6 protein-coding genes are annotated in these 13,262 nt (G+C 36.9%); all 6 read right to left on the minus strand.

Annotated elements, in window-relative coordinates; all coding sequences use genetic code 11:
- Window positions 1–292: 292 nt before the first annotated feature.
- The 6 genes from brxL to EHE19_RS13515 are packed head-to-tail and all read right to left on the minus strand — an operon-like array spanning window position 293 to window position 13,257.
- Window positions 293–2,353, minus strand: coding sequence for a protease Lon-related BREX system protein BrxL (gene brxL, locus EHE19_RS13490; protein ID WP_342343325.1), 2,061 nt, complete (start codon window positions 2,351–2,353; stop codon window positions 293–295).
- Window positions 2,337–4,874 carry a BREX-1 system phosphatase PglZ type A gene (gene pglZ, locus EHE19_RS13495; RefSeq protein WP_171003634.1) on the minus strand — a complete coding sequence of 846 codons (2,538 nt, stop codon included), beginning with the start codon at window positions 4,872–4,874 and terminating at the stop codon, window positions 2,337–2,339. Before pglZ ends, brxL begins: the two co-directional genes overlap by 17 nt.
- Window positions 4,875–4,932: 58 nt before the next feature.
- The gene (pglX, locus tag EHE19_RS13500; RefSeq protein ID WP_137698822.1) at window positions 4,933–8,469 is read right to left on the minus strand and encodes a BREX-1 system adenine-specific DNA-methyltransferase PglX; all 3,537 of its coding nucleotides are present in this window, start codon (window positions 8,467–8,469) and stop codon (window positions 4,933–4,935) included.
- Between the two features lie 42 nt (window positions 8,470–8,511).
- The gene (gene brxC / locus EHE19_RS13505) at window positions 8,512–12,087 is read right to left on the minus strand and encodes a BREX system P-loop protein BrxC (protein WP_137698823.1); all 3,576 of its coding nucleotides are present in this window, start codon (window positions 12,085–12,087) and stop codon (window positions 8,512–8,514) included.
- Window positions 12,088–12,100: 13 nt separating this feature from the next.
- Entirely contained in the window at window positions 12,101–12,688 is a 588-nt protein-coding gene (locus EHE19_RS13510) for a DUF1788 domain-containing protein (RefSeq protein ID WP_342343326.1), read from the minus strand.
- Complete coding sequence (locus EHE19_RS13515) at window positions 12,676–13,257, minus strand: DUF1819 family protein (RefSeq protein ID WP_137698824.1); 582 nt, start codon at window positions 13,255–13,257, stop codon at window positions 12,676–12,678. The genes EHE19_RS13510 and EHE19_RS13515 overlap by 13 nt, the downstream gene beginning before the upstream one ends.
- Between the last annotated feature and the right edge of the window lie 5 nt (window positions 13,258–13,262).

Below are 13,262 nucleotides of genomic sequence, written 5' to 3' on the forward strand. Positions count from 1 at the left end.
TATGTCGATTTGCCTATACTGTTTGTATTGTTATATTGTATTCGACCCCTTTTCAAGTATTTTGATGAGTTTGTGTCCCTTTACTCGAATTTTAACACCATTAATCTTCTCAAATCAAATTCTACTCAACTTTTTTTGAATCCAATTTGTATAGCACTTTGTGTAACTGATGATTCGATTATAGTGAATATAAATTATAAAGTCTAATTTTACTCACAAAACAAAAGAACCCAGCTGTCACAAGGTCTTAAAAAACCTTGAAACAACTGGGTCCTCACATATTAAATTGTTTTTAATCAACGCCCAAAGCTTTAAATACACAATCCTCTGGCGAACTATAGAACGATATTTGGAACCTAGAGAATAAATCCGCAGGAACGGTAGGAATATCTACCGCAGATGCCATTGGTATGAGCACTTTTTTTGCCCCAGAATCCAAACAAACCTGCAGAACACTAGCAAGCTCATCGACCTTGGTGATTGTCCCACCTATAGTCATCGAACCAAGAATAACCAATTGACTCTGAACAGGCTTCCGCAGAGCTCCACTACATAATGAGACAAATGCTGCAAGGCCAAGTTCTTCGGTCATTCCGACTCCCTGCAAATCCTGTATATGCATCAGAAAGTCCGTTGTATCGGTATGAATACCACTGCTGATACTTTTTTTATTCGCTTTGAAATAATTATAAGCAATACCCAGGTTCTCCCGAGCACCACGATTAGAGCCAATACCTGTTTTTTCAAATTTTCCTGTCCCCGGTACAGCTTCATTCTCTATTTTATATACTCCAAATACTCCAGTATCACTTCTTCCAACTGTATAAAGATGCCCAGGCTTGCTAATCCCTTCTGGAATCAGTTTTCCTCCCCCTTGTTCTGGCACTGCAACAAAGTGTTCTTCAAAGGTCTCATTATCGATATATGAGAAATGGATATCATAAAACTCCATTCCACCTATCTTTTTCAACTGTTCCTTCACACGTCGCCGGCACTCAAGAGCATATTCAAGCACCTCTACAACGTCTTCCTTTTCAAACTCTCCATGAGGATATACCAGTTTCATTAATCCAGATACGGTTCTTCGCACTGCTATAGTATCACGCTGGTTCAGATTGCTCCCCAACCGAAAATATTTATCAAACGCATCCCCGAATGTCCTTTTCCTCATTTCTCGCAAGTATTCAGCGAGATAGTCGGTAATAAAGCCATATTCATTGGTAAAGTGCTCCGGCTTGAATTTTGGAACTTCCCAGCCTGGGATATAACAATGCATACGATCAAAAAATGCAGTATCATAAGCCATAGCTTCAGGAAATGGTTCAAACAGGTGAGAAGTCTTTAAAAGCACTTCAACTGATTGATTTATATTGCCGACGAATACCATGGAAGCGTTAGCGTTCTTTTCTTCACGCCCCCTTGCAAAACTTCCAGAGGCCATATAATCTTTCATAATCTGAATTCCGTCTTTATCTTTAAATGTAATTCCTGCAACCTCATCAAAAGCTACACAATCCCACAACCCAACAAGTCCAACTTTCTTGCTGCTCATATTATAGAAAAGGTTGGCAACTGTGGTTTGCCCTCCTGAAACCAGAATACTATTCGGACTGATTTCTTTATAAATATGAGACTTACCCGTACTTCTTGGCCCAAGTTCGCAGAGGTTGAAATTATTCTCAACTAGCGGAACCATACGAGCTAACATGTGCCATTTTACTCTATTGTCAAGCTTTGTTGGCTCAAGACCTACAGAGCGGAGGAGAATACTAATCCATTCATCTTTAGCAAACCTTCTACGGCCTTCATAGAGTTCATCCATATCCATATTAGCAAGCTGAATCGGAGTGAGCTCATCAATAACGAAAGGGCTTACTCCACGAGTTTCCTCATTAAATTCATAGGACATTTTTACAATGCACCAGATACCACCTGCAAGAAGCTTTTCGTATCTCTTAATATAGTCTGAATGTATAATGACTTCCTTTATTCCTAAATTTGAGAAAACAGCCTCATATATGTCTTTTTTCTCATTTAGGCGAGCCTCAACCTTATCAATAACGGTATACATTCCCATCTCACGGATTTTGGATTTTATTTTTTCTGCTTCATCTGGACGTACAAAATTTCTTGAAATTATATCCTTTACCCGCTCTACGCCATCGTTAATACTTGCTTCATCATCTGTGGCACAATACATTCCAAGTAAGTATTCCAAGACATAAACTGGAACATTGGCTCCTTCTTTAATTTTTTTTGTCAGATCTTTTCTAACTACCTTGCCAGCAAAAACTTCATTGAGTTTCTGATTAAGTTCCGACACAAAATCACCACCTTTACAGACCCAAATCATTATTAAATATAAGGTCTATATTAAATTTAATCTTCTGCACTTCTTCGTTTATTTTTTCTTCCTCATCAGCCAATATAAGATAGTAAGGCTTTGTCTTATCATATTTACCGCTCTTCAAGGTAAATTTTTCTTTAAAGGTTCGATCTGCAAACTCTTTGGATCTGCTATCAGCAATGATTATATTCTCATTAGAAATGCGGTTTCCCTCCTCGTCAGCAAAGTATGCCTTAAGACGAACGGGTACCCATTTTTCCTCCACTACCTCATTTTGGAAGAACTCCAAGTATGTTATCATACTGGTTATCTTCCTTGTTAGTGAGGTTAAGGATACAGAAACTTTTTTAACCTTTAATTTATCACTGCTGCTTCGGTCACTCTTAAATCTAATAACAGGAATCATAATCTCCTGCAGAGAAGCCCCACCATGCACATAATTACTACCAGAACCCGATACTTTATAGCAATTTGTTCCTTTAGGAATTACAACTTCAAGGGATGAATCTTTCATAAGGTAATCCATGGCATAACGGCTTGTTCCATGTATTTCTTTCTTATCGGCTGTCATTATAAACCGCCTTTTGGCAATAAGATATGAAATAAGCTCTTTAGGTGTCTTATCACTTTCATTTAATGCTGTTCTTCGGTATATAAAGCCATGATCAGCAGTAATAAGTATATTTGTAGCATTTCCATCATTTTTAAGCTTTCTTACAAGCTTGGTAAGCTCTGTAATGCAGTCTTCAGCAGCTTCAAATACCTGCTTTTCCGTCGATGCATTATCGCCTCGTCCATCTATGGTGTTGTGATATACATAAATTAAATCCTGCCCAACTGTAACGGCTCGCAATTCTTCTTTTGACATGGTTCTTATATCATCAAAACTGACACAAGTGGATTTGGGATATTTCTTTTTAAGTACTGTAGCCCTTTGCTCCGTGCTTTTTGTAGGCATTCCATCTATGCGAACCTCACCCGAATCGGAGTATGAAATTTCTTCACCTGGAAGTAGGGCAGCCATTCCCAGAGATGTATAGGAGGGCAATACCCCTAACATGGTATCAAGGTTCACTATTCCTTTGTGTTCTGTATTTAGTACGTCACATAGTTCTTTAGCAACCTCGTATCGCAGCCCATCACTTATTACCACAAACAACTTTTCTCCTTTATCAATGTAAGAAGACACAATCTTTTTACAAAACTGTTGCTGTGGTATTTCAGAAGGCAGAGACCATTGGGTTTGTAAACCTAAAACTGCTGATTCCCATTTTACCGAGAGCTCCGACAAAAAGAAGTTTATATAAGTATTCTCTATCAACATGAAAAGAGGCGTAAATTCTTCAAGGTTCTGGATACGATCATAGTGAAGAATAAACTTCCTGTAATAGGTATCAAAGAGGTAATACTCCTTTTTATAAAGCTCATACAAATCAATCGCAGTACTACCTTTGATTTTCTTTCCATAATGTTGCTCTAAAGACAATAGTTTGGCAGCATAATAAAGAGCTGAATACTCATTTTCATAATTCTTGTAAAAATGGCTCTTCCGTCTTTCTTTAATCTGCCTGATATATTTATCAAACTCACCAGCTTTATGAGTAAGGTTTTCAATAAGCCGTCTAATAATTTCTCTGTCAAAAATAGGGAAGGTATCGGTCTCTATAAAGCTATCGGTTTCAATGTCCTTAATTAATGAAGGTAGCTTAATATCGTCAGTAATCATTTCGGCTATCATTATATAATTAGGTGTATTCATAAAGTTTTCAATAAAGACAAAGGCATTAGATATGTTTTCTCCGATAAACTTTGCCATATTTTCGGATATGCTACCACGATAGGTTACAGACATATGCTTCAGAAACATTGATATTGCCAATAGCTTTATGTCCTTATCCTTTAGTGTATAACCATAAATATCGCCTGCAAGACTCCAGAATGCTTCCATATCGCCAAACTTTTCAATATCTGTTATGAATTTTCCTTCGCCTAGCAACCCGTCAACTAGGACTGTTTTAAATACTCCTTCAATGTCTAGAGCTGGGAGTTTCAATAAAGCAGAAAGAACAGCAGTGTCAATAATCTGCTCACTGTACTTTGTAAGTCCATAAGAAGCAAATTTCCTATATCTGTCCTTGTTACCAAAAAAGACAGCATATTTCTTAACTACACTCCGAAGGGAGACATCTATTTTCAAATCACGCATGATGACAGTTGTAGAATCTGCTGAAAATTCTTTTGAATATTTAAGTATGTCAATAAGAAAATTATCTCTTGGCTGTGGTTTTGAGCATGGAGAATAAACCAGAAAATTAGTTTCTGGTTCTTCCTCCTCAATAAGATACTTTATATAAAAGCTATTATTACTTATTGTCAGGAGCTTTGCCGATTTCAGCTCTATTTCTGATATTCTTTCTTGGAACTCTCCATCATCATCATACCAGAAAACAATATTCCTTTTCTGCCCATCACTGGGTTCGGCAGAAAGCATTGTATTTAGTACGTTTTGTACTTCAGTTAGATTCATATGTTTCAACTCCATTACATCGGAATATTTCTTAAAAAGAAGTATTCACACTTATATTCTATATCTTTGTCAACAGGTTTGCGGTGACGGAAGGCTTTCCATCCTCAATAACCTCAACGTTTTGATACTTTTGATAATTTACCACAACTCCGTCATCAAGGTCGAGCTTAATTCGTCTGCTAGCTATATGGGCTATTACAGGATCATACTTCATTATTTCAGCTGTTTTCTTCTGCAAGTCTTCTTTTTTCTTACGGTAGGAAGCTTTTTCAGCAGCAGTGAGAGAATCCTCTAACATCTGGTCTATTCTCTTAATTTCACCTTCATATGCTCTCATAAGAGGATGGAGATAGTCAGTTCTCACACGGGCAGGAGTGAATTCATCCATACGGTGTAGATATACAAGAGCCTTCATTGCACCAGCAGGACCCGTCTCAAATTGCCAATATATCGGCCTCTTCTTATATATTTTACAATGATCCTTAAAGAAGTCATTGAAAAAGTATTCTCTGATAATTTGTCTTGCAGTTTTGGTTGAAGTAGGCTTTAAAGCCTTTGCTATAAAGGTAAGGTTCTCTTCGAGGGTTTCAGATCCGTAGACCTTTTCAATAAACTCTATAAATCGTGTTACAATATCGTTCTCAAAGTACTCCTCACTAGTAATAGGTATAATATTATCCTCATCAGGGATAAAAGTAGTATAAGCTTCTTTATCAAATGTACCACCAGCATATACAAGCCCTTCACAGTCTAGACTATAGCGACCAAACATGCAGCCAACGGCATAGGAAATAAGGGATCGAATATCACGATCAAGGTCTGCACGTCTAACTGTTACATCTTCATCAGCAACTTCTGGGGTGAGTTCATCTTGTAAACCGTAGATTTCAATAAATATACGGTTTAACTCTTCCTCGTTAGCTTTGAGCTTTCTAAACCTTTCGTCAGTAACGACTACCCAGTTAACAAAGGCTTGTTCTATATTGGCCGCTTTATACCTAATAAGAGGATGTACTTTGAAGTCCCAAGAGGTTTCAAAATCGTCCAAATCAGCTTTAGTCAAAATAATGTTCTGTGAAACAATAGAATCTACTACACTTTTTTCTCTTAAATCAAAAATCAAAGGTAATCTCTCTATGTCACTGTTTGTAAAACTCATTGTCGGATTTAGTGCTCTTAAAAATTCAAAACATACATTTGAACATAAAAAGCCTAAAATATACATTACCATTGTATTGTCTTCAGGAAATGAGGAACGGCTTGTGTCATCGTAAATAAATCCTTTTTCCTTAAACTTTGCACCAAATTTTGAAGAACTTAATTTATTCCATGTAAGTCCTTCCTTGAAATAAAATTGTGTATTCTGTGGTCTTGCAGCGAACTTTCCATTAGCATTGCGAAAATTTCTTATTTCTCTGCCGTCATATTGCCAATTTACAACATATTCGTTTTTAGTAGACCATTTCCTAAAATCGCCACCACTATTGCATGGAAACCATTTGTGTTTTCCATCTATTGTTTCACTAATATCACAATAATTAAAACCTATACTATTCAGTGAAACCTCATACCATAATTTTTGAAAAATTGAGTTATCGCCTGTTGCTAATCCTGCTCTTGGTGTCGAAACATTCTTTAGTGTAGTAGCATATAAATAACTCGATATCATTCGCTGACTTACCCAGTAAGCAAAAGGACCTCCAGGTATTTTGCTAAATTTCGTACTGATACTTTTAAAAACATATTCACAATTTGCGTTTTTAATTGCTTCCATCATGCGTATTTCCTTTTCATATGAAGTTGAAAAATCTACAAGCCTAATATATTTACCAATAAACTCAAGATTGCTGCTCTTATTCAATATAAAAGCAGTAGACTGTACAACTTCACCACTGATTTCCTCAAATGTATGTGGACCAAGATGCAACATAGATATTAATGTATATGTTTGTATTATTTTTTGTCTTAATCTTTCATAACTCGATAAAAACATCCAACTATGCTGATTTATCATCGCTAAATAGCCACCTTGCTTAAGCAATGGTAACTCCATAAACACTGCAAATAAATCGCTCTTTGAGTCAGGATAATTCTCTTTTACATAATCAGAAAGCAAAGGAGACATCCCCTTACCAAGATATGGAGGGTTTGTTATATAAACGTCATACTTCTGCGACAAAATCTTTGCTTGCCTAACAAGATCGGGCATATCATTTATAACTTGATTTATAAAAGCAGAGTCGAATATATCCAGTTGACCTTGATGTGATAAATCATCTACGTAATCTAAAAGACCATCATAGTCCATAGGCTCTACCTTGAGTATAGAGCCATATTCACGAGCATTATAAAAGGTTTTAATCAGATAATCGGCCACTTGTCTATAGCGGTCATCAATCCTAAACTGGCTTTGAGCTGGGCGTTCAATGGATGCAATGCCATTGGATTCTTTTATGGAACATACGTTGACTGTAATAGGCTCCTCTTTTCTAAAAAGCCTTCTGTTCTTGCTCCTGGCTTTCATAATCAGAGCAAAGTAAGCAAGTTGGGCTGCACGCTCATCGATATCGATGCCATACAGATTCTTTTCAAGTATAAGTTGTGGAATATCTCTTTCTGGGTATCCGCAAGAAACATATATATCATAAAGTACATCAAAGGCATATACCAGCATATGACCGCTTCCACAAGCAGGGTCTATAATCTTGATTTCCTCTGGTGAGAGCTTTGCCCCATCTTTTATAAGCTCTCCATCAAGATAATACTTCCAATTTTCTTTTAACGGAGAGTTTTCATCACCCTTTTCAAGCCAAAGTCTACCTAGGGAGTTTTCAACTAGGTATTTGACAATCCAGTCAGGCGTAAACAACTGTGTTTTTGCAGGGAGATCATCCTTTGACACCTTTTTACCCTTTGCAACCGCATCGTCTACCTGTGCCTTCTTCTCGGAAATATAGAACTGGTACAACCATCCTATGATTTCAACCTGGTCGGTAAAATCTTCTTTATCAATACTTGAAACAAGTAGGTTGATAATACCTCCATCCGTATAAAGATGGTCTGGAAGCAAAAGCTCTGTATGATCCGAAATCTTCTCGAACATATTGGGCATTATCTTTGATAGCTTATTACACAAGTTAATAAGAATTGTTTTATACAAGCCCTCAATATCTCCTTTATCCAGACAGGAGTAATACATTTCTGAAGATACAAGCTCCAAATCCTTTGATACAGATATAATCTCTGGTTCGTTTTTTCCATCTACACCTGCAAGAACTTTAGTATGAATGTTAAAAGGCATATACTCATTCACTTCCATAAACCGCAGAGCAATAAAACGATTAAACCATGTATATGCAACTTCCTCTATTACATTATCAAAACCTTTTTGCTCTATAGCTCTCACAAGCTGCCGATACTGGGCAAGGGTTGCCTTATCATATGTCTTTCCCCCAACACGAAAGCCATCACCAAATAGTTCAATTTTCTTTATTTCATTTTCTGTAATGCCGTAAATAGCAGCCTTGTCTTTAATTTGTTCTTTAAGTTTTGCTCTAGCGGCAACAGCAAAGTTGCGAATTGCTGATTTATTCATTAAAAGCCAACCTACCTTTCATCTCTTTTATGACAAACTGTATTACAGCAGCTTTATTACTGTATCAGTGGTTAATTTTTGCTTCAGCTTCTGTTTTAACTCTCCAAGGAGACGGTCAATATCCTCATCATTTCGTATAATCCAAGTCTCCTCAAAGAGTTCATTTACAGTAACATTAATGGTTCTGCTGGTTTTATAGTTGCTGTTTGGCGACTTATCATCTTCACCAATGGTCGAGGTACCAGAATAAGTTCCTCCAACCGAAGCATTTCTTTTCTTGTATTCAGCATTTATCTTTTCTATCAAGCGGATTTTTAGCCTATCACTTTCCGTCTTCATAGCTATTGCTTCATACATATTGTTTGCGTGGTCAATTCTATAGAGCAGGTTCTCAAACTCTTTTTTAGATTCTGCCCTTAATTGCTCACTTGCTGAAAGCTCATCCAGTTCTTTTATAACTTTTGAGTAGTCATTTTCAATTATTTTCTTAACAGGCTCACATTCCTTCTCAAGCAGCACTCCAAACTCCACCCTGAATTTTTCTACCAAATCAGGGAGCTTTATGATCTGCGAATATGGCATCGGTGACTCAACAATGCTTTCAATCTCCTTAATAATACCAACCGCAATGGTACTATCGGTAAAATAGGTGCGGTTTGCTTCAAATAATGAAAGCATTTTCAGTGCCTTATCAAATATTTCTCTCTGGTTGCCCGCAAAAAATTTTTTTATATCAGAGGCTTTTTCCTCGTAGTCTAATAAATCATCGGACACTTCAGCCATTCTGCTGAAAAATTCTGTTGAATCTTTTATTTTCAGTATTTCAGAGAATATTTTTTTACCATCTTCAAGAACTTGCTTGCCTGGATAAGATGCTACCTTATACTCACCAAGAAGGTCTACGATTGTATCATGTTCACCCTGGCAAAGCTCTTTAAAGCTTACCATAAGGCCGTCTTCATCGCTTGGTAGGGCTGTACGGTTAAACAACTCTTTTGCTAGGGTTTTTACATTGTTGAGTAAGCTTGAAGATACCCTTGTCCTGATTTTTACCAAAACCCTTTCCACGAAATCACGTTTAGTAAGGTAGTTTATTATCTGGGGATTAGAAGCTTCTATATATTCGCTGCCATAAATGAGCCGAATTTCCTGTTCACGTAGGAGCTCGGCTATTAGTCCTTGAATATCAAGCTCTCGGTAACCATAAGGAGCCTTACTATAAAGGTCAAGTATAGTCTTTACTGTAGTAGGAATATTCCGCTCACTGTTTCTCGTAAGAAATGCAGTTAACTCTTCTATTGCCAGCTTATTTGGATTTTCACCATCTGGCATATTGGATAGCCTCATCTGACGGTTATCCTTCATAAGAAGCCCAGCTAGTTCAGATGTTGTATCGATAAACTTTTTGATATATCCAAGTTTTGTATATATTCCTTCTACCAGTACTTTAAAGCCTTCAGAAATTCTCTCTTGCACACTCTTCTCACGAATATCTAATTTGTTGCCCAAAGCGTACATATCAGCTTTTTTCAGTGCATCAATGAGTTGTTCACGGCTTCTTTCTCTTCTTGTTCTGATTTCAGCAGTTTTGCTTGCTTTGATAAGCTCAACTTCCTCGGTAGCAAGCACACCGCTTTTACGGCGTAAGAAAGCGTCTATCTTCATTGCTCGTTCCATTTCTTCAATAAAACTTGTATCATCTGGCAACTTGATGACAAGAGCATTGCCATGGTAGGAAAGAAGTTTAAGCCCTGTATCTGTTGTATCTCCACTATAATACGGAGTGAGTATCCTTAAAGTAAGTTCCTCTTTTTGGTTTCCACGAGGCCTGTCGTCTATAATTTGGTTAAAGCCAAAATCATACCGTGAATATTTATACTTACGATCAGGGTATATGCCAGCAAAGATCTCGTCACCGATTTTGTCAATCAATTCTCCAGAATCAATAGAGATATTTTGAATTTCTTTATTTATATCCTGTTCTTCATTGGTCAGGAAGATATATCTATCCCCATTTTTTTGTATTAATGTCTGTTTTTCAAGACGGCGGAGACTAGCATCAATTTTCTTTTTAAGAACCAACTTGTCTTCATCTACAAATGAAAGCATTACTGCAGATAGATTGTCAATATTGGCTGGAAGCTCCTTGACATACTTAAGCATGAATAAGACCTTAAGTACATCAATATCAAAAGGTTTTTCTAAATTATCATTCCTTTCAGCCCTGTCTATAACAATTTTGATATTATGGTCTAGGAACTTGTCGATAGTATCATAAAAGGCCTGAAGCGGAATAAGCGTACCTAACTCCTTATCAAGATACTTTATTGCTGACTCTTGGAAGCCGCTCAAAAGGCTTCTTTCACCTTCACTTAAATGCTTTCCGCTTGCACCATGTAGCCTGATTCCGTTGAAAATAGACTGCACCAAGTGGAACTGATATGGTACAAAAGGATAAACAGCTGCAAAATCCATAGAATTTTTATAAATCTTCATCTCCGCAGCATCAGCAGAGAATGAAAGCTGATTTTTCAAAATTGCTTCCTTATCACTAAAGTAAAGCTCCAGTGTTTCACGAGCAGCTGTTTTTTTATCCAACAGCCTGCGTTTAATTACTTCGTCAACATTAGCACTGGAAAGTGAAAGCCTAGTATCAAATCTTCCAAGAATCTTTGAGAATTGGTCACTTTTTACCTTTACAATACTATCAATATCCTGCTGGGAAGTACAAATTACCCATGCTTTACCACCGCACTGTGTTCCCAAAGCTTCTACTACAGTCTGCAGGTTAAGAAGCAGATCTGTATTATCACCAATATATTGTCCTATTTCATCACATAGGAAAACAAGATGGTAATTTCTTGGCTTACTTTCGATATATTCACGCACTCTTTGAGCAAATTTTTCTACGGAAAGGTTATAAGTGGACTCACACTTCTCATACCAGTTACGAGCTGATTCAACACTCATTTTTGTTGTATCGGCAAGTGCCTGAACAATGTTGTCACCCTCAAAATAGAAGTCATTTCGAGCATCTTCCCAATCCTGACCTGACAATTCAAGGAACTTGTTTTTGAAGGCTTCATATGTACCTTCCTTGCTCATTTGATATTCAATTTCGGCAACCCAAGGCATACTTCCACAAAAGCCCTGCATTTCATTGAATACCTTCATAAAAACCTTGACGATTGCGTCCTTATTTAGTTTTGAGTCAGAATCCGCTTTATAATCGATATTAAATAAAATTACATCGCTGCTAATATCACCAGCCAGCTTCATGTTTGCAAGCAGAGCAGGGTTATCTATCTTCCCGTCGAAAAATGAAACAGCCTTTTTCCCTTTTACCTCAACGTTTTTTAGCAGATATGAAAGAATTTTCAAGAAGTGGGATTTACCGCTTCCAAAGAAGCCTGAAATCCAACAACCCATTTTATCAGTACGGCCATTTATACTTTTTATATATGCACTAAAAAAGGTATCAAGGTGCTTGTAAAGCTCACGTGTAACTACATATTCTTCGAGGTCATTGTATATTATCTCCTCCTCACGCTGATCAACCTTGATAACTCCTTGAATCTCTCTGGTAATGTCTTTTTCAAACATATTCCTGATCAACATCTTCAAATCCACCTTACCTTTCTATTAGCCTGAAAGCTCTATAATAATTATCATCTTTAATTTCATCAAACAGCTTCAGCGATAAACCGTCATAGGTACCTGGAAAAAACATTACCAGCGGTACATTAATAGCCGAATGGAGGTTGTTTAATATGGTATGGGACCTAATAAACGGATACGCTTTACCCACTCCAACTAGGAATACAATATTACCGTCATTCACATTACTCTTTATGGTTTCAATAATCAAATCATTTGGCATAGTAAGACGAAGGGTTTTCTTAATAGGATTAACTATTGCATCCGAACCTTTTGCCTCTTCCATTTGGAATACTTTTTCTAAATAGCCCTTATCCTTCAGGATATTAAGCATAATCTTATATAAATCAAACACTTTAATTTCTGGCATTTCTTTTACAAGAAAGTCCACATGAGCCCGAACAATATGCTCGTCCTTGGGATCATAATCAAATATGTGAAAATTAATTTCATTTCCAGTTCCTCGGTTTTCACGAAACTGCTTCTTTGATATTTCAGGCAGTATCTTATCCAGTCTTTCATAAATAGTCATGTGTTCACCTTCTTTCATTATTCGAGGCACATAGCCTTCCTATACAGTTCAGAGAATAACCCACAGACTTCCTTTTCTATTAGCGGAGGTGTTATCTCGAGATAGGAATTGTTCATCTTTGCAAACCCTGCCTCTAGCAAAGCCTTTTTATAAGCATTCCGCAGCTGTCGGAGATTGTTATCCTTCCATTTTGCTACTATGTTGCTTGTTTCAGCTTTTCTTTGAAAGAAAAGCATAAAGTCCGAATCGTATATCAAGTGTTCTCCAGCATAATGCCTATCGGAATATACTTCTTTAAAAAACTCAAAAAATAACAAATCGACATTCAATAATGCATATAACGCTACTGCCTTTGCAGTATCTATACTGCCGTTAGCCAAAACATTCAGCAGTTCAGGTGATAAAGATTTCAAACGAGTCAATATTTTTGTAGCAAGATCTCTTTTCCTTCGTTCTTTAACTACTTGGAAAATATTTTCCATTTCAGATTTCCTTATTATATCTTTATCATCAAAGCTATTAACCTTTAGTGATGCTGCTTTCCTCATTTCATTGAAGAGCAATGGCATTTCTTTTAGTGTAGAACTGTACCTTAACATATGCT

The sequence above is a fragment of the Ruminiclostridium herbifermentans genome, from assembly GCF_005473905.2.
In the GTDB taxonomy this organism is placed as follows: Bacteria; Bacillota; Clostridia; order Acetivibrionales; family DSM-1351; genus Ruminiclostridium; species Ruminiclostridium herbifermentans.